22 protein-coding genes and 1 other RNA gene are annotated in these 22,134 nt (G+C 65.3%); 14 read left to right on the top strand and 9 right to left on the bottom strand.

All coding sequences use genetic code 11. The features are described from left to right. Positions 1 to 83 precede the first annotated feature (83 nt). The 3 genes from ubiD (at position 84) to B2790_RS01945 (ending at position 3,414) form a co-directional block, all read left to right on the top strand. Positions 84 to 1,550 carry a 4-hydroxy-3-polyprenylbenzoate decarboxylase gene (gene ubiD, locus B2790_RS01955; protein WP_025341062.1) on the top strand — a complete coding sequence of 489 codons (1,467 nt, stop codon included), beginning with the start codon at positions 84 to 86 and terminating at the stop codon, positions 1,548 to 1,550. Further along, positions 1,550 to 2,518: a CDP-6-deoxy-delta-3,4-glucoseen reductase gene (locus B2790_RS01950; protein WP_025341061.1), complete on the top strand. Its 969-nt coding sequence runs from the start codon at positions 1,550 to 1,552 to the stop codon at positions 2,516 to 2,518. Before ubiD ends, B2790_RS01950 begins: the two co-directional genes overlap by 1 nt. 245 nt (positions 2,519 to 2,763) lie before the next feature. Beyond that, complete coding sequence (locus B2790_RS01945) at positions 2,764 to 3,414, top strand: gamma-glutamylcyclotransferase (protein WP_025341060.1); 651 nt, start codon at positions 2,764 to 2,766, stop codon at positions 3,412 to 3,414. Between the two features lie 114 nt (positions 3,415 to 3,528). Here the strand turns inward: B2790_RS01945 and B2790_RS01940 are convergent, their stop codons facing one another. Beyond that, positions 3,529 to 4,506 carry an NADPH:quinone oxidoreductase family protein gene (locus tag B2790_RS01940; protein ID WP_286918143.1) on the bottom strand — a complete coding sequence of 326 codons (978 nt, stop codon included), beginning with the start codon at positions 4,504 to 4,506 and terminating at the stop codon, positions 3,529 to 3,531. A gap of 169 nt (positions 4,507 to 4,675) precedes the next feature. Between B2790_RS01940 and B2790_RS01935 the strand changes: the two genes are divergently transcribed. Continuing rightward, complete coding sequence (locus B2790_RS01935; RefSeq protein ID WP_025341058.1) at positions 4,676 to 5,080, top strand: flagellar basal body-associated protein FliL; 405 nt, start codon at positions 4,676 to 4,678, stop codon at positions 5,078 to 5,080. A gap of 198 nt (positions 5,081 to 5,278) precedes the next feature. Here the strand turns inward: B2790_RS01935 and B2790_RS01930 are convergent, their stop codons facing one another. From B2790_RS01930 to B2790_RS01915, 4 genes are all read right to left on the bottom strand, one after another. Beyond that, the gene (locus tag B2790_RS01930; RefSeq protein WP_286918142.1) at positions 5,279 to 6,391 is read right to left on the bottom strand and encodes an ABC transporter permease; all 1,113 of its coding nucleotides are present in this window, start codon (positions 6,389 to 6,391) and stop codon (positions 5,279 to 5,281) included. Between the two features lies 1 nt (position 6,392). Next, complete coding sequence (gene rbbA, locus B2790_RS01925; RefSeq protein WP_274078267.1) at positions 6,393 to 9,113, bottom strand: ribosome-associated ATPase/putative transporter RbbA; 2,721 nt, start codon at positions 9,111 to 9,113, stop codon at positions 6,393 to 6,395. Next, entirely contained in the window at positions 9,110 to 10,069 is a 960-nt protein-coding gene (locus B2790_RS01920) for an HlyD family secretion protein (protein ID WP_085704041.1), read from the bottom strand. Before B2790_RS01920 ends, rbbA begins: the two co-directional genes overlap by 4 nt. Positions 10,070 to 10,296: 227 nt before the next feature. After that, on the bottom strand, positions 10,297 to 10,746 hold the full coding sequence (locus tag B2790_RS01915) for an EVE domain-containing protein (RefSeq protein WP_286918141.1): 450 nt from the start codon (positions 10,744 to 10,746) through the stop codon (positions 10,297 to 10,299). Between the two features lie 178 nt (positions 10,747 to 10,924). Between B2790_RS01915 and B2790_RS01910 the strand changes: the two genes are divergently transcribed. Then, positions 10,925 to 11,077, top strand: a complete 153-nt coding sequence (locus B2790_RS01910; RefSeq protein ID WP_013974724.1) for a hypothetical protein — start codon at positions 10,925 to 10,927, stop codon at positions 11,075 to 11,077. A gap of 17 nt (positions 11,078 to 11,094) precedes the next feature. Here the strand turns inward: B2790_RS01910 and B2790_RS01905 are convergent, their stop codons facing one another. The 4 genes from B2790_RS01905 to B2790_RS01890 all read right to left on the bottom strand — a co-directional run bounded on the left by B2790_RS01905 (position 11,095) and on the right by B2790_RS01890 (position 12,479). After that, positions 11,095 to 11,703: a 5-formyltetrahydrofolate cyclo-ligase gene (locus B2790_RS01905; RefSeq protein ID WP_003259369.1), complete on the bottom strand. Its 609-nt coding sequence runs from the start codon at positions 11,701 to 11,703 to the stop codon at positions 11,095 to 11,097. Between the two features lie 79 nt (positions 11,704 to 11,782). Continuing rightward, positions 11,783 to 11,962, bottom strand: a non-coding RNA gene (ssrS, locus tag B2790_RS01900) — 6S RNA. 17 nt (positions 11,963 to 11,979) lie between these two features. After that, a complete protein-coding gene (locus tag B2790_RS01895) occupies positions 11,980 to 12,300 on the bottom strand; it encodes a cell division protein ZapA (protein WP_003259368.1) in 321 nt (106 codons plus the stop codon). After that, on the bottom strand, positions 12,297 to 12,479 hold the full coding sequence (locus B2790_RS01890; protein WP_029886233.1) for a TIGR02449 family protein: 183 nt from the start codon (positions 12,477 to 12,479) through the stop codon (positions 12,297 to 12,299). Before B2790_RS01890 ends, B2790_RS01895 begins: the two co-directional genes overlap by 4 nt. A 181-nt stretch (positions 12,480 to 12,660) precedes the next feature. On the opposite strand from B2790_RS01890, the gene B2790_RS01885 reads away from it, so the two are divergent. The 9 genes from B2790_RS01885 to gcvH all read left to right on the top strand — a co-directional run bounded on the left by B2790_RS01885 (position 12,661) and on the right by gcvH (position 22,104). Further along, positions 12,661 to 13,215 (top strand): YecA family protein, encoded by a 555-nt coding sequence (locus B2790_RS01885; protein WP_003259367.1) that lies wholly within the window; start codon positions 12,661 to 12,663, stop codon positions 13,213 to 13,215. 21 nt (positions 13,216 to 13,236) lie between these two features. Continuing rightward, a complete protein-coding gene (pepP, locus tag B2790_RS01880) occupies positions 13,237 to 14,571 on the top strand; it encodes a Xaa-Pro aminopeptidase (protein ID WP_025341052.1) in 1,335 nt (444 codons plus the stop codon). Next, positions 14,568 to 15,767, top strand: coding sequence for a 2-octaprenyl-6-methoxyphenyl hydroxylase (ubiH, locus tag B2790_RS01875; RefSeq protein ID WP_025341051.1), 1,200 nt, complete (start codon positions 14,568 to 14,570; stop codon positions 15,765 to 15,767). Before pepP ends, ubiH begins: the two co-directional genes overlap by 4 nt. After that, entirely contained in the window at positions 15,764 to 16,249 is a 486-nt protein-coding gene (locus B2790_RS01870) for a DUF4442 domain-containing protein (RefSeq protein WP_025341050.1), read from the top strand. Before ubiH ends, B2790_RS01870 begins: the two co-directional genes overlap by 4 nt. Before the next feature lie 9 nt (positions 16,250 to 16,258). Continuing rightward, positions 16,259 to 17,476 carry a 2-octaprenyl-3-methyl-6-methoxy-1,4-benzoquinol hydroxylase gene (locus B2790_RS01865; protein WP_167506578.1) on the top strand — a complete coding sequence of 406 codons (1,218 nt, stop codon included), beginning with the start codon at positions 16,259 to 16,261 and terminating at the stop codon, positions 17,474 to 17,476. Between the two features lie 217 nt (positions 17,477 to 17,693). After that, entirely contained in the window at positions 17,694 to 18,695 is a 1,002-nt protein-coding gene (locus B2790_RS01860) for an extracellular solute-binding protein (RefSeq protein ID WP_274078265.1), read from the top strand. A 143-nt stretch (positions 18,696 to 18,838) separates the two neighbouring features. Continuing rightward, on the top strand, positions 18,839 to 20,461 hold the full coding sequence (locus tag B2790_RS01855) for an ABC transporter permease (protein ID WP_286918140.1): 1,623 nt from the start codon (positions 18,839 to 18,841) through the stop codon (positions 20,459 to 20,461). A 125-nt stretch (positions 20,462 to 20,586) separates the two neighbouring features. After that, entirely contained in the window at positions 20,587 to 21,669 is a 1,083-nt protein-coding gene (gene gcvT / locus B2790_RS01850) for a glycine cleavage system aminomethyltransferase GcvT (RefSeq protein ID WP_286918139.1), read from the top strand. Positions 21,670 to 21,720: 51 nt separating this feature from the next. Continuing rightward, positions 21,721 to 22,104, top strand: coding sequence for a glycine cleavage system protein GcvH (gene gcvH / locus B2790_RS01845; protein WP_286918138.1), 384 nt, complete (start codon positions 21,721 to 21,723; stop codon positions 22,102 to 22,104). The last annotated feature ends 30 nt before the right edge of the window (positions 22,105 to 22,134 follow it).

Below are 22,134 nucleotides of genomic sequence, written 5' to 3'. Positions count from 1 at the left end.
CCAATGCATTTTTGCCCCCAAACAAAGCCCGAACGGCGCTACACTCTGCACCCCGACCGATACGGCCAACACGAGGCTCCTGCATGCAGTATCGCGACTTGCGCGACTTCATCCGTGGCCTGGAACAGCGCGGCGAGCTCAAGCGCATCCAGGTTCCGATCTCCCCCGTCCTGGAAATGACCGAGGTCTGCGACCGCACCCTGCGTGCCAAGGGCCCTGCATTGCTGTTCGAAAAGCCCACCGGCTTCGACATCCCGGTGCTGGGCAACCTGTTCGGCACCCCGGAGCGCGTGGCCATGGGCATGGGCGCCGAGTCGGTCGATGAACTGCGGGAAATCGGCAAGCTGCTGGCCTTCCTCAAGGAGCCTGAGCCGCCGAAGGGCCTGAAGGATGCCTGGTCCAAGCTGCCGATCTTCAAGAAAGTCGTGTCGATGGCGCCGAAAGTGGTCAAGGACGCGGTGTGTCAGGAAGTGGTGGTCGAGGGGGACGATGTCGACCTCGGCGCTCTGCCGATCCAGCACTGCTGGCCGGGCGACGTGGCGCCGCTGATCACCTGGGGCCTCACCGTCACCCGCGGCCCGAACAAGGACCGCCAGAACCTGGGCATCTACCGCCAGCAGGTGATCGGCCGCAACAAGGTCATCATGCGCTGGCTCAGCCACCGTGGCGGGGCCCTGGACTACCGCGAATGGTGCGAGAAGAACCCTGGCCAGCCGTTCCCGGTCGCCGTGGCCCTGGGCGCTGACCCGGCCACCATCCTCGGCGCCGTGACCCCGGTGCCGGACACCCTCTCCGAGTACGCCTTCGCCGGCCTGCTGCGCGGCAACCGCACCGAACTGGTCAAGTGCCGGGGCAGCAACCTGCAGGTACCGGCCACCGCCGAAATCATCCTGGAGGGCGTGATCCACCCGGGCGAAATGGCCCCGGAAGGCCCGTACGGCGACCACACCGGCTACTACAACGAAGTGGACAGCTTCCCGGTGTTCACCGTCGAGCGCATCACCCACCGGCAGAAACCGATCTACCACAGCACCTACACCGGCCGCCCGCCAGATGAGCCGGCGATCCTCGGCGTGGCGCTGAACGAAGTGTTCGTGCCGATCCTGCAGAAGCAGTTCCCGGAAATCGTCGATTTCTACCTGCCGCCGGAAGGCTGCTCGTACCGCATGGCGGTGGTGACCATGAAGAAGCAGTACCCGGGCCACGCCAAGCGCGTGATGCTGGGTGTGTGGTCGTTCCTGCGACAGTTCATGTACACCAAGTTCGTTATTGTCACCGATGACGATATCAATGCCCGTGACTGGAACGATGTGATCTGGGCCATCACCACACGCATGGACCCCAAGCGTGATACGGTGATGATCGACAACACCCCGATCGACTACCTGGACTTCGCGTCGCCGGTATCCGGGTTGGGGTCGAAGATGGGCCTGGACGCCACGCACAAGTGGCCGGGCGAGACTACACGCGAATGGGGACGGGTCATCGTCAAGGACGAAGCCGTCACCCGCCGTATCGATGAGCTGTGGGATCAGTTGGGAATAGATTGATGCAGGTAACGTTGCAGCCGTCCGGGGCGGTGCTGGCGCTCGAACCCGGGGAACGGATCCTGGATGGAGCGCGGCGGCTGGGCTATGACTGCCCGAACAGCTGCCGCAATGGCAATTGCCATGTCTGCGCCGCGTTGTTGGTCGAAGGGCGGGTACGCCAGGACGGTGAAGTCCGCGACCATGGCGAGCTGTTCACCTGCATTGCCGAACCGCTGGAGGACTGCGTGTTGCTCTGGGATGGTGTGCTCGCCCTGGGCGAGTTGCCGGTGCGCAAACTGGCGTGCAGTGTCAGTGAGTGCGTCGAGGTCGGTGGCGACGTCTGGCGCGTGCGGTTGCGCGCGCCGGCTGGCAGGCCGCCGCGCTACCACGCGGGGCAGTACCTGATGATCGAGCGCGAAGGCGGCAAGCAGGCGGCGTTTTCGCTGGCTTCCGCACCCCATGCCGGGCGCGAGCTGGAGCTGCATGTGCTGGCGCGCGAGCCCAGTGCGGTGCAACTTATCGAGCAGCTCAAGCGCGACGGCCTGGCGCGCATCGAAATGCCGTTCGGCGACACCCACCTGGCCGAGTTGCCCGACGGGCCGCTGGTGCTGATCGCTGCTGGCACCGGCATGGGCCAGATGCACAGCCTGGTCGAGCATTGCCGGGCTCAGGGTTTCAAGCACCCGGTGCACCTGTACTGGGGCGTGCGCCGGCCCGAGGACTTCTACCAGATCGAGCACTGGGACGAATGGCAGCGCCTGCCCAACCTGTTCCTGCATCAGGTGGTCAGCGACCTGTGCGGTTGGGAAGGCCGTTGCGGCATGCTGCATGAGGCGGTCTGCGAGGACATCGCCGACCTCAACAGCGTGCATGTATATGCCAGCGGCTCGCCGAACATGATCTATGCCACGCTCGACGCCCTGGTCGAAGCCGGCATGGATGCGCACCGTATGCGCGCCGATGTGTTTGCCTACGCACCACGCGGCTAATAACCGAAGTTTGAAAGTATGGGTATAAGGCGGTAATTGTTACCGCCTTGGCTAATAACTTTCACAGTTGCCGAAACAGTACTTTCCAGTCGTCGGGAGCGCGGATGAAACTCTGGCGCGAGGGCTTGAGTATTCCTGTACTTCTGTCCTATGGTTACTGCAAGCGCCCTTGGTACAGAGGCTGGGGGCGCATCGTTATCGAATCTCGCTACATCCGTAGTTCACAGGGATAATGGCGGCAGCTTATGTCGGCACTTGAAAGTATGTCCTGGGAAGTTTCATATCCACCGACACTCGACTTCGGTCAGCAACATACTCGCGAACAGTTGTTCAATTCCATGAAGACAACCATGTCTCGCCATCAGGGTGGGCCGGTGTGGCTGTTCGCTTATGGTTCGTTGATCTGGCGACCGGAGTGCAACTCGGTGGAGCGCCAACGCGCGCGGGTACATGGTTACCACCGTGGCTTGTACCTGTGGTCGCACGAACACCGCGGCACTCCGGAAACCCCCGGGCTGGTGTTCGGCCTGGACCGTGGTGGTTCCTGCAGTGGTTTTGCCTACCGGCTGGATGAAAGCAGCCTGGACGAGTCGCTGATGGCCTTGTGGCAGCGCGAGATGCCGTACCCGGCGTACCGGCCGCACTGGCTCAGTTGCCGGTTGGGTGATGGCAGCAAGGTGCAGGCCCTGGGCTTCGTGCTGGAGCGGCATTTGCCGTGCTATGCCGGGAACCTGCCGGACACCCTGCTCAGCCAGATCCTGGCCAGTGCCAAGGGGCGCTATGGCACCACGCGTGATTATGTCGAACAGACCTTGAATGCCCTTCGCAGCCACCAGATGCCCGATCGCAACTTGGAGGCGCGGTTCAGGCGCTGCCATAACCTGCGCGAAGTTTGATTAGCCTGCACCGGCCTCTTAGCGTGCCCGCCCGCTCCCACAGGATCACCACAGCCTTGAACGGCATGGTATTCCTGTGGGAGCGGGCGTGCCCGCGAAAAGGCCGGAACTGTCTTACCTGGCCAGCACCACCAACTTACCCACAGCCTGACGCTGCCCCAACTTTTCAATGGCAGCCCCTGCCTCAGCCAGTGGATAAGTCTGCGACACCAGCGGCTTCAACTTGCCTTCGGCATGCCATGCAAACAGCTGCCGGAAGTTGGCCGCATTGTCCTCCGGCTGACGCTGGGCAAACGCCCCCCAGAATACCCCGAGCACCGCCGCGCCCTTGAGGAGCACCAGGTTGCCCGCCAGCTGCGGGATGGTCCCGCTGGCAAAACCCACCACCAGCAACCGGCCATTCCAGGCCAGCCCGCGCACTGCCTGCTCGAACAACTCGCCACCCACCGGGTCGTAGATCACGTCCACGCCCTGGCCGCCGGTCAGGCGCTTGATCTCATCACGCAGGCTGGCCTGGCTGTAGTCGATCAGTTCATCCGCGCCGGCTGCCTTGGCCACGGCCAGTTTTTCCGCACTGCTGGCGGCCGCGATCACCCGCGCACCCATGGCCTTGCCGATCTCCACCGCCGCCAGGCCGACCCCGCCGGACGCGCCCAGCACCAGCAGGGTCTCGCCCGCCTGCAACTGGCCGCGCTGGCGCAGGGCGTGCATGGAGGTGCCGTAGGTCATGCCGAATGCCGCTGCGGTGGTGAAGTCCATGCTCGGCGGGATCGGCAGCACATTGTAGTACGGCACCGCCACCTGCTCGGCAAATGCACCCCAGCCGGTCAGCGCCATGACCCGGTCGCCGACCTTGAACGCGCCGGCCTTTTCCCCGACGGCGGCCACCACGCCCGCTGCCTCGCCGCCGGGGGAGAACGGCAACGGTGGCTGGAACTGGTACTTGCCTTCGATGATCAGGGTGTCGGGGAAGTTGACCCCGGCGGCCTGCACATCCAGCAGGATCTCGTTTTTCTTCGGCACCGGGCTGGCCACCTCTTCCAGCACCAGGTCGCGCGCCGGGCCCAGGGTTTTGCACAACACAGCTTTCATCGGGGCTATTCCTTTGCGGGTCGTGGCCGATAAGTGTAGGAGGGTCGCCTGCCCGGTCAACGAGCATGGGGCGCCCTGATGTGCAGGCATAAGTGGCTGCACAAGCCCGGGCTTGGGTTTGAGCGGCATGCTGGGTAAGCTGGCGCCAACTGTATTGAGGAGCAAATTCGTGAAAGCGTGGATCTTGATGGTGCTGGCGCTGCTGCTGCCGGCTGCGGCCATGGCCGAGGAAGCCAAGGAAGGGGCGCCGAAAGTCGCCTACATCAGCCTGAGCCCGCCCTTTGTCGGCAACTACGCCCTCGACGGCAGCCCGCGGCTGCGCGTGTACAAGGCCGACGTGGCACTGCGCGTGACCGGCGACGAAGCCGCGAAGGCGGTGAAGCACCACGAGCCACTGATCCGCAATCAGCTGGTGGCGCTGTTCACCCAACAGTCGGTGGACAGCATGAGCAACGTCGAGGCCAAGGAGCATCTTCGCCAGGAAGCGCTGAAACAGGTGCAGCAGGTGATGGAAGCCGAAGAGGGCAAGCCGATCGTTGAAGACCTGCTGTTCAACAACCTGATCGTGCAGTGATCCGCTCGTTCGAGTTGGCGCGCTTCGGGTGGAATCTACTTTCAATGGCCTGGCAGGGACCTGTGGGAGCGGGCAAGCCCGCGAAGCAGGCGGCGCGGTGAGTGGCACCGGCTTCGCCGGTGTTCGCGGGCGTGCCCGCTCCCACAGGGATCGCGCAGACTCTTATATTTGAACCGGGCAGGTGGTCTTGAGTTTTGCTCAGGACGCCAGGCTTCGGCGAAACCGCGCCAGCGCCACGCCGAAGAACACCAGCCCGATCACGGCCAGCGCCAGGATGTCCGGCCACACCACCGTCCAGCCGGCATCACGGAACAGGATTGCGGCGCCAAGGCTGACAAAGTGCGTCGACGGCGACCCTTGCATCACCCACTGCAGCCACTGCGGCATGCTGTCCAGCGGTGTGCTGCCGCCGGACAGCAACAGCATCGGGATGATCACCGGGATTGCCAGCAGGCCGAATTGTGGCGTCGAGCGCGCCAGGGTGGCGAGGAAGATGCCCAGTGCGGTGCTGGCGAACAGGTACAGCGCGGTCACGGCCAGGAACAGGCCCATCGAACCGGAGAGCGGCACGCCAAGCGCGCCCTTGACCACCACCACCAGCGAAATCCAGGTGCAGATCACCACCACCAGCGCGTTGCTGGCGATTTTCGCCAGCATGATTTCCAGCGCAGTCAGCGGCAGCACCAGCAGGTGGTCGAGGGTGCCGTGCTCGCGCTCGCGCAGCAACGCGGTGCCGGTGAGGATGATCGCCAGGATGGTGATGTTGTTGACGATCTGGATCACCGCCAGGAACCAGCCACCCTCCAGGTTGGGGTTGAACAGGGCCTTGGCGTTGATTGCCACCGGGCTCTGCGTGTTGTTGCGCTGGCTGTAGTCGAGCAACTCGCGTTCGAAGATGCGGCCGATATAGCCGGCCCCGATGAACGCCTGACTCATCGCCGTGGCGTCGACATTGATCTGTAGTTCCGGTGATCGTCCGGCCAGCAGGTCGCTCTGGAAATTCACCGGCACGTTGATCACGAAGGTGTACTGGCCGCTGTCCATGGCCTGGTCCAGGCGCCCCGGGGCCAGCGGCACGGCGGGCTGGAATTCGGGTGGTTGCAGGGCTTCGCCGAGCTTGCGTGACAGCAGGCTGTGGTCTTCGTCCACCACCGCGACGCTGGCGTTGTGCACGCCGATCACCGAGCCGGCTGCGGGCATGTAGATGGCCACGCTGAAGGCATACAGCAGGAACAACAGCAGCACGCTGTCATGGCGCAGGCTGGTCAGCTCTTTCAGGCCCAGGCGCAGGGTGTGGTTCAGGCGCGACATCTCAGGCCTCCTGCTTCTTCAGCATGGCCAGGCTCAGGCCAGTGAACACGACAAAGAAACTGAGCAGGATCAGGCACTGCGGCCACAGTTCGCGCAGGCCCAGCGCCTTGGTGAAGGTGCCGACCGCGATGTCGAGGAAGTAGCCCGCCGGGAACAGCTGGCCCATCACCGCCGCCGCGCCGTCCAGCGACGAGCGTGGCACGATCAGCCCGGAAAACTGGATGGTCGGCAGGCTGGTGATGATCATGGTGCCCAGGATGGCGGCGATCTGGGTGCGGGTGAAGGCCGAGATCAGCAGGCCCAGGCTGGTGGTCGCCAGCAGGTAAGCGACGCCACCACAGGCCAGGGCCAGCACGCTGCCCTTGAGCGGCACGCCGAACAGCCAGCGGTTCATCGCCACCAGCAGCGCCAGGTTGACCAGGCTCACGGCCAGATAGGGCATCTGCTTGCCGAGCAGAAACTCCAGGCGGGTGAGGGGTGTGGCGTAGAAGTTGGTGATGGAGCCGAGCTCTTTCTCGCGGACGATACCCAGCGCGGTGAGCATGGCCGGAATGAAGGCCAGGATCAGCGCCATTACCCCCGGGCCGATGGCGTTCACGCTGACCACATCCTGGTTGTAGCGAAAACGGGTTTCCAGGCGCACCAGGTCCTGGCGCGGCTGCGGCTGTGGGCTGGCCTTGGCCAGTTGCTCGAGGTTGGCCTGATGCACGGCTTCCACGTAGTTGCGGCTGGTTTCCGCGCGGAACGGCATGCCGCCATCGAGCCAGGCAGCCACCACCGGTTGACGCCCGGCGTACAGGTCGCGGCCAAAGCCGGGTGGGATTTCCAGCGCCAGTTTGATTTCCGAGCGCTGCAGGCGCTGGTGCATTTCGCGGGTATCGCGGATGGGCGCCTGTTCGGCGAAATAGCGTGAACCACGGAAGGCTTCCAGATAGGCCCGGCTTTGCGGGCTCTGGTCCTGGTCGTGTACGGCGAAGGCGAGGTTTTCCACATCCAGCGAAATGCCATAGCCGAAGATCACCATCATGAACACCGCCCCCAGCAGGGCGAAGGCCAGGCGTACCTTGTCGCGCAGCAGCTCCTTGCCCTCACGGCTGGCCACCGCCAGCAGGCGACGCAGGCTGAAACCCTGGCGCAGCGCCGGCGCAGGCGTGGCGGCCTGTTCCAGCACGGCGTTGTCGGTGGCTTGCGGCGCCAGTTCCTGGGCCTGTTCCAGGCAGCGTACGAACGCATCTTCCAGGGTGTTGCCCTGGTACTGGCGTTGCAGGGCTCCCGGCGTGTCGCAGGCCAGCACCCGGCCTGCATGCATCAGCGAGATGCGGTCGCAGCGTTGAGCTTCGTTCATGAAGTGGGTAGAAAGGAAAATGGTCACGCCCTGCTCGCGTGACAGCTCCACCAGCAGGCGCCAGAAGTCGTCACGGGCAGCCGGGTCGACGCCGGAGGTGGGTTCGTCGAGGATCAGCACTTCCGGGCGGTGCAGCACCGCCACCGCCAGTGACAGGCGCTGGCGCAGGCCGAGGGGCAGGGCGCCGGATGGCTGGTCGGCGATGGCACCCAGGTCGAAGCGCTCGATCAGTTGGTCGATACGCTGGGCGCTCTCGGCCTTGGGCAGGTCGAACAGGCGGGCATGCAGGGCCAGGTTCTGCCGGGTGCTGAGCTCGCCATACAGCGAAAAACTCTGCGACATGAAACCGACCCGCTTGCGCGTGGCCAGGTCGCTGGCATCCACCGGGCGGCCGAGCAGGCTGGCGCTACCTTCGCTGGCCGGCATCAGGCCGGTGAGCACTTTCATGGTGGTGGTCTTGCCGCAGCCGTTGGAGCCCAGGAAGCCGAAGATCTCCCCGCGGCCAATGGCGAAGCTGACCTTGTTCACTGCAGTGAAATCGCCAAAGCGCAGGGTCAGGTCGTGGGCCTCGATGGCGACCGAGGTGTCAGTGGCCGGGCGCGGTGGAATGATGAGCGGAGGGTGTTGTGCCTTGCCCGCACCTTGGTAATGGGTGAAGGCGTCGTCCAGCTTGCCACTGGGGGTGACTGCGGCAAGTTCATGGCTGGGGCCGGCGGCCAGCAGGCGGCCGCCATCGAGCATCAGGCAATGCTCGAACTGTTCGGCCTCTTCCATGTAGGCGGTGGCCACCAGCAGGGTCAGTTGCGGGCGCTGCGCGCGTACCTGTTCGACCAGCTCCCAGAAGCGCCGCCGCGACAGTGGGTCGACGCCGGTGGTCGGCTCGTCGAGGATCAGCAGGTCCGGCTCGTGGATCAGCGCGCAGCACAGGCCCAGCTTCTGTTTCATGCCGCCCGACAGCTTGCCCGCCGGGCGCTCGGCAAAGCGCTGCAGGTCGGTGGCCTGCAGCAGGTTGGCCATGCGCTGTTCGCATTCGCGGCGGCCGAGGCCGAACAGGGTGGCGAAAAAGCGGATGTTCTCGCTGATCGACAGCTCCGGATACAGGTTGTTGCCCAGCCCCTGCGGCATGAACGCCACTTTCGGATACAGCGCCGCGCGATGGCGCCGCTGGCGGATCGAGCCACCCAACACCTGCAGTTCGCCCTGTTGCAGGCGCTTTACACCGGCGATCAGCCCCAGCAGGGTCGATTTGCCAGCCCCGTCAGGGCCGATCAGCGCGCAGCGGGTGCCCGCCGGCAGGCTGAACCCGAGGGGGTGCAGGGCCACCAGGTCGCCGTAGCGATGGCTGATACCCTCGGCCAGCAGTGCCGGGGCGTTCATTGCAGGTTGGCCGGCCAGTCCACCTCAGCCGTGCGTACATAGCCGGCGCCTGGCATGCCCGGCTTGGCCTGCGGTACGGCGCCCGGGTCGGTCAGGCGCAACTTGACCCGGAACACCAGCTTCTGCCGCTCGTCGCGGGTTTCCACCTGCTTGGGGGTGAACTGGGCCTTGGCCGCGACAAAGGCCACCTTCGCCGGTAGCGCCCGCTCGGGTAGGGCGTCGAGCACGATCCGCGCCTGGTCGCCGACGGTCAGCCGGCCACTGGTGGAGGCGGGCAGGTAGAGGTTCATGTACTGGTCGCTGGGGTCGATCAGCATCAGTACGCGGCCGCCGGCACCCAACACTTCACCGGGCTCGGCCAGGCGCAGCTGGATGATGCCGTCGATCGGTGCGCGCAGGCTGCTGTCGTCGATTTCGCTGGTGAGCTGCGCCACCTGGGCCTCGGCGGCGCCGATGGCGGCCTTGATCGCCGCCAGTTGGGCGCGGGCGGCGACCACGGCGGCGTTGGCCGTGTCGAAGCGCGCCTGCTGTTGGTCGAGCAACTGCTGGCTGGCGTATTTGCGCTGGAAGATCTCGCGCACGCGCTTGAGCTCCTGGCTGGCCAGCAGCAGTTCGCTTTGGCGCAGCTGCACGCTGGCCTGGGCGGCGGCGTAGTTTTCCCGGGCGCGCAGTACTTCGGCTTCGGCCTGGCTGCGCTGGGCTTCCATGGTACGGGTGTCGATGCGGGCCAGCAGCTGGCCGCGAGTTACCTTGTCACCTTCGTCGACCAGCACTTCGGCCAGGCGGCCGGGGATTTTGCTGGCGATCTGCACTTCGGTGGCTTCCAGGCGACCGTTGCCCATGCTCAGGCCTTCGGGCAACTGGTCGTGGAGCGACTTCCAGTACCCCAGCCCACCGGCTGTTGCGAGTAGGGCGATCAGCGCGGTGGCGAAGATCCTGGGGGCGTATCGGTTCATCGGTCTGCATCCTTGCGGTCATGCACACTGCATCATGGCCTGTGGCCACGCGCGGCGTGTTGATATCAGTCAAATCCATGACTGGGGCTGCTTCGCAGCCCATCGCCGGCAAGCCAGCTCCCACAGGGGCAGCGCATGGCTTGAGGTCTATGCGGTCGGGGTGGGAGCTGGCTTGCCGGCGATGGGCCGCAGGGCGGCCCCTTTGGTTTATGACCTTAGCCGCAGTTTCAACGCAAAGCGACAATCACCGCCCATTGCTCTGGCGTCACCGGCATCACCGACAGGCGGCTGCCCTTCTGCACCAGCGGCAGTTCGGCCAGGCCTGCCTGCTGTTTCAGCCAGCCCAACTCCAGCACCCGTGGCAGGGTTTGCACATGGGCCACATCCACCGCGCTCCACGGGTTCTTGTCGGCCGTGGCCTTGGCATCGTAGTAGTGGCTTTGCGGGTCCAGCGCGGTCGGGTCGGGGTAGGCGACGCGGGTGATCCTGGCAATGCCGGCGATGCCCGGCTGCGGGCAGCTGGAGTGATAGAAGAAGAACTCGTCGCCAACGCTCATGGCCCGCAGGAAATTGCGCGCCTGGTAGTTGCGCACGCCGTCCCAGCGCGCTTCGCCGAGGCGGCCGAGGGCTTCGATGGAGAGCTCGTCGGGCTCGGATTTCATCAGCCAGTAGGCCATGGGTGCTGCTCCTGAAAAGGTTTGAAATAACCTGTTGCATGAAACCGACAGTCGGTTGGCGTCAAGGTTTGCGTGCAGACGCAGGTTGTCGGAAAATGCGCCCCGTTTAAAGCGCGATGCTCCGGCGATACCCAGAAAATTGCCGAGCCTGAACAGTTTGCCTGGGGGGCAATCTTCGATGAATCAACGTAACAAGCCGGATCTGCTGTGGATCCTGGTGTTCATTTTCGGTCTGGGTGTGGTCACGACCGGTTATGCGCAAGGGATCTGGGAGCGCAAGCTGGACAACGCCTATCAGATGCCGGTCGACGCCAGCCAGCCGCAACGTTGATGCCCCGCCGGCGCCGCTCAACGCGGCGCCAGGTACCAGCCACGGTCCGAGACCGTCCCCTGCAGCGGTACATCCCAACTGGCCTGAGCCAGCCGCTCGACCTTCTGGCATTCATGTGCCAGCCCCAACAGCAAAGGCTTTTTCCAGGTCTGGCGACGCGCCTGGTAGGCCAGGCTGCGATCATAGAAACCACCGCCCATTCCCAGGCGACCGCCCACTTCGTCGAAACCGACCAACGGTAGCAGGATCAGGTCCAGCGACCAGATCGGGCGCTGGCGCTTGCGCTCGGTGACCGGCTCGGGAATGCGAAAGCGGTTGGGCTTGAGCTTCTCGCCCTGCTCGAAGCGCTGGAACACCATGCGCGTGCGCGGCCAGGCGTGCAGCACCGGCAGGTAGGTGCGCTTGCCGCGGCGCTGGGCTTCGCGCAGCAGCAGGTAAGGGTCGATCTCGCCGTCGTTGGGCAGGTAAAGGGCAATGTGCCGGGCGCGTCGGAACAGCGGGTGCTGCGCCAGCTGGCGGTACAGGCCAAGGGCGGCCTGGCGTTGCTGGGCAGGGGTAAGGGCGCGGCGGGCGTTGCGGAGCAGGCGACGGAGCTGGGGGCGGGTGAGCTGCGCGGTGTCGGTCATGGCACGGGCGATCCCAGGTGCTGGCCGACGTGGTCGGCCAAAACGAATTGCCCGCCGGAAGGGGCGGGCAAGAGAATTCAGGCTCCCCGATAAGACCGCTATCGGTGTAGCCCTTGAACCCGAAAGTTCAAGGTGGAGATTGCAGGGGGCGTTAAGGCTTTCCGTCGGGCGGACATGCACACCGGCCCCAGCGTGCAACCCCCGTGGTTGTGCGTATCGGCTCAGGGACATAACCGACTGGCGCATCCCCCAGGGAGTGGCGCCAGTATACCAATCTCAGCCGATTTTGGTATCCGCGTCGTCGGACAGTGCCTGGTCGACCCGTTCCAGCAGGTCGCGCACCTGTTCGCGGGTGGTGCCGCCTGCCGGGGCATCGTTGCGGTCTTCCTGGCGGTGCAGCATTTCGTGGGTGATGTTCAACGCTGCCATGACCGCGATGCGGTCGGCGCCGATCACCTTGCCGCTGCTGCGGATTTCGCGCATCTTGCCGTCCAGGTAGCGCGCGGCGCTGACCAGGTTGTTGCGCTCTTCCGGCGGGCAGATGATCGAATATTCCTTGTCGAGGATCTGCACGGTGACGCTATTGCTTGAACTCATGAGTCTTGCTCCAGAGCCTTGAGGCGTAAAATCATCGACTCGACCTTGCGCTTGGCGATCTCGTTCTTTTCGATGAGGTGGGCGCGCTCTTCGCGCCAGGATTTTTCCTGAGCTACTAGGAGTGCATTTTGCCGTTTTAGTTGCTCGACACGTTCGATCAGCAACTCGAATCGGCTCATCAGTGCCTGCAGGTCGTTCTCTTGCGTGGGTTGCACTCGATTCGCTCCGTCGTTGAGTCACCTGGCGATGATGCCTCTCCCTGGGCGGCGACGGCCAGTGCCGATGGTCTTGGCGCGCCTGCCGGTGCTAGGATACAAGGTCTCCATTCTAGTCATTGCGCCGTCTGGCGCCTAGCTGCCCATGCCCAATACCCAATCGCCCTACATCGCCTTCGCCATGCTGCTGTCCAGCAATGGTCATCCTGTCACCCCGGCCGAACTGCACGGCCTGCTGATCGGCCGCAGCTGCGCCGGTGCCGGCTTCGACGCCGACGGCTGGCTGGCCGATGCCGCCCAGCTGCTGGAAACCGAGCCCGGTGACACCGTGCGCAACGCCCTGGTCGGCCTGCAGGAAATGGTCAAGGGCGAGCTGACCAGCGACGACATGGCCATCGTCCTGCTGCTGCCTTCCGACGACGCCGCCCTGAGCGACCGCGCCACCGCGCTGGGCCAGTGGTGCCAAGGCTTCATCACCGGTTTCGGCCTGAATGCCGGTGGCAAGGACCTGTCCGACGAGGCCAAGGAAGTGCTGCAGGACCTGGTAGCCATTTCCCAGGTCCAGGAAGCCCTCGAGGAATCCGAGGACGGCGAGAGCGACTACATGGAAGTCATGGAATACCTGCGCGTGGCGCCGTTGCTGCTGTTCTCCGAGCTGGCCAAGCCGGCCGCCCCCGCACCCAAGCCATCGCTGCACTGATCAACCGGGGGTAGTCTGCCCATGAGCCACATTCCCAAGGCCGAGTATGCCCGTCGGCGCAAGGCGCTGATGGCGCAGATGGTCCCCAACAGCATCGCCATCCTGCCCGCCGCCGCGGTTGCCATCCGCAACCGCGACGTCGAGCACGTTTACCGCCAGGACAGCGACTTCCAGTACCTCAGCGGTTTCCCCGAGCCGGAAGCGGTGATTGCGCTGATCCCGGGGCGCGAGCATGGCGAATACGTGCTGTTCTGCCGTGAACGCAACCCCGAGCGCGAGCTGTGGGATGGTCTGCGAGCCGGCCAGGAAGGTGCGGTGCGCGATTTTGGCGCAGACGATGCCTTCCCCATCACCGACATCGACGAGATCCTGCCGGGCCTGATCGAAGGCCGTGAGCGGGTGTACAGCGCCATGGGCAGCAACCCCGAGTTCGACCGCCGGCTGATGGACTGGATCAACGTGATCCGCTCCAAGGCCCGCCTGGGTGCCCAGCCGCCGAACGAGTTCGTTGCGCTGGATCATCTGCTGCACGACATGCGCCTGTATAAATCGGCAGCGGAAGTGAAGGTGATGCGCGCTGCCGCAGATATCTCGGCGCGGGCTCACGTGCGGGCCATGCAGGCCTGCCGGGCCGGGTTGCACGAATACAGCCTGGAAGCCGAGCTGGACTACGAGTTCCGCAAGGGCGGGGCGAAGATGCCGGCCTACGGCTCGATCGTCGCGGCCGGACGCAATGGCTGCATCCTGCACTATCAGCAGAACGACGCCCCGCTCAAGGATGGCGACCTGGTGCTGATCGACGCCGGCTGCGAGATCGACTGCTACGCCAGCGACATCACCCGTACCTTCCCGGTCAGCGGGCGCTTTTCGCCGGAGCAGAAGGCCATCTACGAGCTGGTGCTCAAGGCCCAGGCCGCGGCGTTTGCCGAAATCGCCCCCGGCAAGCACTGGAACCACGCCCATGAGGCGACCGTGCGGGTCATCACCGAGGGCCTGGTGGAACTGGGCCTGCTGACGGGCGAGGTGCAGGCGCTGATCGACAGCGAGGCCTATCGTGCCTTCTACATGCACCGCGCCGGGCACTGGCTGGGCATGGATGTGCACGATGTGGGCGAGTACAAGGTGGGCGGCGAGTGGCGGGTGCTTGAACCCGGCATGGCGCTGACCGTCGAACCGGGCATCTACATAGGCGCCGACAATCAGGCCGTGGCCAAGAAATGGCGCGGCATTGGTGTAAGGATCGAGGACGACGTGGTAGTGACCAGGCAAGGTTGTGAAATCCTGACTTCGGGCGTGCCGCGCACGGTCGCCGAGATCGAGGCGCTGATGCAGGCCGCCCGCAAGGACGCGGCATGAATCGGGTAAACCTGGCGATCATCGGTGGCGGCCTGGTGGGCGCGAGCCTGGCCCTGGCCCTGCAGGCGGGGGCCAAGGCGCGGGGCTGGAAGATCCTGCTGATCGAGCCCTTCGCCCCCGGTGACAGCTTCCAGCCCAGCTACGACGCACGTTCGTCGGCACTGTCGTTCGGTACCCAGCAGATCTACCAGCAGCTGGGCCTGTGGCAGGCCATCGGCCATCGCGCCGAGCCGATCCGGCAAATTCACGTATCTGACCGCGGCCGCTTCGGTGCCACCCGCCTGGATGCCCTGGAAGAGGGCGTGCCGGCGCTTGGCTACGTGGTGGAAAACGCCTGGCTGGGCCAGTGCCTGTGGCAAGGGCTGGACAGCGAGGTGGTGAGCTGGCGCTGCCCGGCGGAGGTGACCGCGATGCAGGCCATCGAAGGTGGCTACCGCCTGCTGCTGAACGACGACACCCAGCTGGAGTGCGACCTGGCGGTACTGGCCGACGGTGGCCGCTCCGGCCTGCGCGAACAGCTGGGTATCCATGTTCGCCACACGCCCTACCAACAGAGCGCGTTGATCGCCAATATCACCCCGGGCGAGGCCCACGGTGGCCAGGCCTTCGAGCGTTTCACCGAAGAAGGCCCCATGGCCCTGCTGCCGCTGCCGGATAACCGCTGCGCGCTGGTCTGGACCCGCCAGGGCATGGACGCGCGACGCCTGGCCGACATCGACGAGCGCAGTTTCCTGCGCGAGCTGCAGGGCGTGTTCGGCTATCGCCTGGGCGCCTTGCGCCAAGTCGGCGCGCGGCACCTCTACCCACTGTCGCTGATCGAGGCCCAGGAGCAGGTGCGGCCGCATCTGGTGGTGCTGGGCAACGCCGCGCACAGCCTGCACCCCATTGCCGGCCAGGGCTTCAACCTGTCGCTGCGTGACGTGCAGGCGCTGGCCGAGGCGCTGCTGGCCGGGCCGCAGCAGCCTGGCGACCTGACCACGTTGCAGGGCTACCACCAGCGTCAGCGCCTGGACCAGGCCATGACCATCGGTTTTTCCGACCAGGTCACCCGCCTGTTTGGCAGTAGCCAGCCGTTGCTGGCCGCCGGGCGCAACCTTGGCCTGCTCGGGCTCGACCTGCTGCCACCCGCAAAAAGCTGGTTCGCCCGCCAGGCCATGGGCCTGGGCACCCGCCCCGATCCGCGAGGTCAGGCATGAGTGACGACACGCGCAGGCTGGCGCGCCGGGCGTGCCTGTTGCGCTGGCGGCTTAACCTGTTCCCGCCGCACCTCGGTGCTGGTATCCGCGTGCAGCACATCAGCCCGGACCTGCGCAGCGTCAAGGTGGCGATGAAACTGACCCGCTGGAACCGCAACTACGTCGGCACCCAATGCGGCGGCAGCCTGTACGGCATGGTCGACCCGTTCTACATGCTGCTGTTGATCGAGCAGCTGGGGCGTGACTACATCGTCTGGGACAAGGCGGCCAGCATCGATTTCATTTCGCCGGGCAAAGGCCCGGTGTATGCCGAACTCCACGTCGATGACGCGCTGCTGGACGAAATCCGCCAGCAGACCGCCACCGGCAAGAAATGCCTGCCGCGTTTGCAGGTCGATATCCGCGACGGCGCCGGCGAGCTGGTGGCGCGGGTCGATAAAACCCTATATGTGCGGCTCAAGCCGCAAGCGAGGCTGGCGTAAGGCATGGAAATGCGCGCAGATCTGTTGATTGTCGGTGCCGGTATGGTCGGCAGCGCCCTGGCCCTGGCGTTGCGCCACAGTGGCTTGCAAATCCTCTTGCTCGACGGCGGCCCGCTGACGGTCAAGCCGTTCGATGCCCAGGCCCCGTTCGAGCCGCGTGTCAGCGCGCTGTCGGCAGCCAGCCAGCGCATTCTCGAGCGCCTTGGCGCCTGGGATGGCATTGCCCGGCGGCGTGCCACGCCATACTCGGACATGCATGTGTGGGATGGCAGCGGCACCGGGCAGATTCACTTCTCGGCTGCCAGCGTGCATGCCCAGGTGCTCGGCCACATCGTCGAGAACCGGGTGGTGCAGGATGGCCTGCTGGAGCGCCTGCATGACAGCGACATCGGCCTGCTGCCCAACGCGCGGCTCGAACAGCTGCGCCGCTCCGGCGACGAGTGGCTGCTGACCCTCGCCGATGGCCGCCAGCTGCGTGCGCCGCTGGTGATCGCGGCCGACGGTGCCAACTCGGCAGTGCGGCGCCTGGCCGGCTGCGAAACCCGCGAGTGGGATTACCTGCACCATGCCATCGTCACCAGCGTGCGTTGCAGCGCCGGGCACCAGGCCACGGCCTGGCAGCGCTTCACCGATGAAGGGCCACTGGCGTTCCTGCCGCTGACCCGCGATGGCCAGCAGGACTGGTGCTCGATCGTGTGGTCGACCACCCCGGAGCATGCCGAGCAATTGATGGCGCTGGATGAAGCGGCCTTCCTGAAGGCCCTTGAGCGGGCTTTCGAGGGGCGCCTGGGTGATGTGCTGCAGGCCGACCCGCGGCTGTGCGTGCCGCTGCGCCAGCGCCACGCCAAGCGCTATGTGGACGAAGGCCTGGCATTGATCGGTGATGCCGCACACACCATTCACCCGCTGGCCGGGCAGGGCGTCAACCTGGGCTTCCTCGATGCTGCAGTGCTGGCCGAAGTGCTGGTCAACGCCTGCGAGCGTGGCGAGCGGCTGGCGGATGTGAAGGTGCTGAGCCGTTACGAGCGACGGCGCATGCCGCACAACCTGGCGCTGATGGCGGCGATGGAAGGGTTCGAGCGGTTGTTCCAGGCCAACCCGTTGCCGTTGCGCTGGTTGCGCAACAGCGGGTTGAAGCTGGTGGAGCAGATGCCGGAGGCCAAGGCGCTGTTCGTGCGGCAGGCGCTGGGTTTGAGCGGTGATCTGCCGGATCTCGCCAAGGCTTGAGATTGTCGGGGCCGCTTTGCGGCCCTTTCGCCGGCAAGCCAGCTCCCACCTCGACCGCATCGACCTCAAGCCCTGTGCAGTACCTGTGGGAGCTGGCTTGCCGGCGATGGGCTGCGCAGCAGCCCCTCTGCAACATCCGGTAACGCCTATGTAGATGAGTCGGAAAATGGGATTCACTACCATTTGCGCCTCTCATACGATCCGAGGAGTGCTTTCCATGTTGCCACGCAAGCCCCTACTGGCCGCCCTGGCCCTGACCCTGTTTGGCGGCACCGCCCACGCAGCGGACGAAGTGGTGGTGTACTCCTCGCGCATCGACGAGCTGATCAAGCCGGTGTTCGATGCCTATACCGCCAAGACCGGGGTCAAGATCAAGTTCATCACCGACAAGGAAGCCCCGCTGATGCAGCGCATCAAGGCCGAGGGCGAAAACGGCGTGGCCGACCTGCTGCTGACCGTCGATGCCGGCAACCTGTGGCAGGCCGAGCAGATGGGCATCCTGCAGCCGATCAAGTCCGACATCATCGACCAGAACATCCCGCCGCAGTACCGCGCCTCGTCCCACGACTGGACCGGCCTGAGCCTGCGCGCCCGCACCATCATCTACTCCACCGAGCGGGTCAAGCCGCAGGAGCTGAGCACCTACGAAGCCCTGGCCGACAAGCAGTGGGAAGGCCGCCTGTGCCTGCGCACGGCGAAGAAGGTGTACAACCAGTCGCTGACCGCCACCCTGATCGAGACCCACGGCGAGGCGAAGACCGAGCAGATCGTCAAAGGCTGGGTCAACAACCTGTCCACCGACGTGTTCTCCGACGACAACGCAGTGATCCAGGCCATCGAGGCCGGCCAGTGCGACGTGGGCGTGGTCAACACCTATTACTACGGCCGCCTGCACAACCAGAACCCGAAACTGCCGGTGAAGATCTTCTGGCCCAACCAGGGTGACCGTGGCGTGCACGTGAACCTGTCGGGCATCGGCCTGACCAAGCATGCGCCACACCCGGAGGCGGCGAAGAAGCTGGTGGAATGGATGACCGGTGAAGAGGCGCAGAAGCTGTTCGCCGACATCAACCAGGAGTTCCCGGCCAACCCGAAGGTCAAACCATCGGAAGAAGTGGCAGCGTGGGGCAGCTTCAAGGCTGACAGCATTCCGGTGGAAATCGCCGGCAAGCGCCAGGCTGAAGCGATTCGCTTGATGGATCGGGCTGGCTGGAACTAAGCGCCAGGCTTTATCCTCCTTGGGCCTGCAAGGGCCCTTTCGCGGGTAAACCCGCTCCCACAGGACTACTCAATCCCTGTGGGAGCGGGCGTGCCCGCGAACGACCGCATAGCGGTCGCAAATCAGCCACAGAGACATTCAACTTGCCCCACACCCCCCAACGCCGCTGGTACCTCCCGGTCACCCTGGTCGCCGCCCTGGTGCTCCTGCCCCTGAGCGTCCTGCTGCTGTCCTGGCAGTCGATCGACCTGCAGATCTGGTCGCACCTGCTCGACACCCAGATGACTCGCCTGCTGGACAATACCCTGACGCTGGTGGTGGGTGTGGGCATCGGCGTCACCGTGCTCGGCGTCAGCCTGGCCTGGCTGACCAGCCTCTGCGAGTTCCCTGGCCGGCGCTGGCTGGACTGGGCGCTGATGCTACCGTTCGCCATCCCGGCCTATGTGCTGGCGTTCGTCTTCGTTGGCCTGCTGGACTTCGCCGGCCCGGTGCAGAGCGCCCTGCGCGAGGTATTCGGGCCGATGCGCCTGCCGCGGGTGCGCTCCACCGGCGGGGTGATCGTCGTCCTGGTGCTGGTGTTCTACCCCTATGTCTACCTGCTGGCGCGCAGCGCATTTCTGGCCCAGGGCAAGGGCCTGATGGAAGCGGCACGGGTGCTGGGGTTGTCCCCGTTGCAAGCGTTCTGGCGTGTGGCCCTGCCCATGGCACGGCCCGCGATCGGCGCCGGTATTGCCCTGGCCCTGATGGAAACCCTGGCCGACTTCGGCGCGGTGGCGGTGTTCAACTTCGACACCTTCACCACGGCTATCTACAAGACCTGGTACGGCTTCTTCAGCCTGTCCAGCGCAGCCCAGCTGGCCAGCCTGTTGCTGCTGGCGGTGATGCTGGTGCTTTATGGCGAGCGCCGTGCCAGGGGGGCCAGCCGCAGCGGCAACGAGCGGCCGCGCGGGCAGGCGCTGTATCACCTGCGCGGGTTCAAGGCGTTGCTGGCCAGTGGCTGGTGCCTGCTGGTGTTCGCCTGCGCCTTCGTCATCCCGTTGCTGCAACTGCTGGCGTGGTTCTGGCAGCGCGGCCGGCATGACCTGGACGAGCGCTATGTCGGCCTGGTGCTGCACACCCTGTACCTGGGCGGCATGGCGGCGCTGGTCACGGTGTGCGTGGCGTTGCTGCTGGCCTTTGCCCGGCGCCAGGCGCCGACGGGCGGTATCCGCGCCGGGGTAGGCCTGGCCAACCTGGGCTATGCCTTGCCCGGCTCGGTGCTGGCGGTGTCGATCATGCTGGCCTTCAGTTACCTCGACAACCACCTGGTCATCCCGCTGTCCAGCTGGCTGGGCGGTGCCGGCAAGCCGCTGCTGCTGGGCAGCCTGGCCGCATTGCTGCTGGCCTACCTGGTGCGCTTCATCGCGGTGGCCTACGGGCCGCTGGAGAGCAGCCTGGAGCGGATCCGCCCGTCACTGCCCGAGGCATCCCGCAGCCTGGGCGTCGGTGGCGCGGGACTGTTTTTCAAGGTGTATCTGCCGCTGCTGGTGCCTGGCGCGCTCAGCGCCGCCCTGCTGGTTTTCGTCGACGTGCTCAAGGAAATGCCGGCCACCTTGCTGATGCGCCCGTTCGGCTGGGACACCTTGGCGGTGAGGGTGTTCGAGATGACCAGCGAGGGCGAGTGGGCGCGTGCATCGTTGCCGGCACTGACCCTGGTGCTGGTGGGCCTGCTGCCGGTCATCGGCCTGATCCGCCGTTCGGCACGTCGACCCGGTCACAGTCACTGAGGGTGCCAGCCCGCGCCCTTGCGGCTACAATGCGCGGCATTCGCGCGGCGGGTCCTACACAAGAAGAGCTGACGACCCGACGTCATCGACCGCCGCCGCTTCGCCACGCCCGGAAGGAGAAACCCATGGGACAGCGCACGCTTTTGTATGACCTGCACCTGGCGCTTGGCGCCAAGACGGTCGATTTCGGTGGCTGGGACATGCCCCTGCACTATGGCTCGCAGGTCGAGGAGCACCATCAGGTGCGCAGCGATTGCGGGGTGTTCGATGTTTCCCACATGACCGTGATCGATGTCGATGGCAACGATGCCTGCGTTTGGCTGCAGCGTTTGCTGGCCAACGACGTGGCCCGCCTCGACGACGTCGGCAAGGCACTGTACAGCCCGCTGCTCCACGAGCAGGGTGGGGTAATCGACGACTTGCTCGTCTACCGCATGGAAAACGGCTACCGCCTGGTCACCAACGCCGCCACCCGCGCCAAGGTGCTCGACTGGCTGCAGCTGCAGCGTGACGGTTTTGCCGTGGACTTCAAGGTCCGCCCAGACCTTGCCATCCTTGCCATCCAGGGCCCGCATGCCCGAGATAAGGTTGCAGCCCTGCTCAGCCCCTCGCGTGCGGCGCTGATCCGCGAACTGCGTCATTTCGAAGGCTTTGCCGAAGGCGACTGGTTCATTGCCCGCACCGGTTATACCGGTGAAGACGGCCTGGAGATCATCCTCCCCGGCGAGCAGGCCGTGGCCTTCTTCAACGACCTGGTCGGTGCCGGCATCGCCCCCAGCGGCCTTGGTGCCCGCGATACCCTGCGCCTGGAAGCCGGCATGAACCTATACGGCCAGGACATCGACGAAAACCACACACCGCTCACCTCCAACCTCGGCTGGAGCATCGCCTGGGAGCCGGCCGAGCGCGATTTCATCGGCCGCGCCGGGCTGCTGGCAGAAATCGAGCACGGCGTGCAGGAAAAACTGGTCGGCCTGGTGCTGGAAGAGCGCGGCGTGCTGCGTGCCCACCAGGTGGTGCGTGTAGCCGGGATTGGCGAAGGGGAGATCACCAGTGGTAGTTTCTCGCCTACGCTGAGCAAGTCCATTGCCCTTGCACGCGTGCCCATGGCCACCGGCGACCGGGCCGAGGTGGAAATCCGCGGCAAGTGGTACCCGGTGCGGGTGGTCAAACCGACCTTCGTGCGCCACGGCAAGATCCTGATCTGAACAATTTTTAACCGGCGGGCGTACCGCTGAGCCAATCGAGGAATTCAAGACATGAGCAATATCCCCGCCGACCTGCGTTTTGCCGAAAGCCACGAGTGGGCTCGCCTGGAAGCCGACGGCACCGTGACCGTGGGTATCAGCGACCACGCCCAGGAAGCCCTGGGTGACGTGGTGTTCGTCGAGCTGGCTGAAGTCGGCAAGGTGTTTGGCGCTGGCGACGCTGCCGGTGTGGTCGAGTCGGTCAAGGCCGCTTCGGACATCTATGCCCCGGTTGGTGGCGAAGTGATCGCGGTCAACGAAGAACTGGCTGACAGCCCTGAGCTGCTCAACGAAGAACCTTACGAGTCGTGGATCTTCAAGCTGAAGCCAAGCAACCCGGCCGAGCTGGACAAGCTGCTGGATGCTGCTGGTTACGCAGCCGCTATCGGCGAATAAGGCTTCAGGCCTCATCGCCGGCAAGCCAGC

The sequence above is a fragment of the Pseudomonas sp. UBA6753 genome (assembly GCF_002453565.1).
In the GTDB taxonomy this organism is placed as follows: Bacteria; Pseudomonadota; Gammaproteobacteria; order Pseudomonadales; family Pseudomonadaceae; genus Aquipseudomonas; species Aquipseudomonas putida_Z.
Note: the sequence above shows the minus strand (reverse complement) of the source record. Positions and strands in the feature narration are given on the sequence as shown.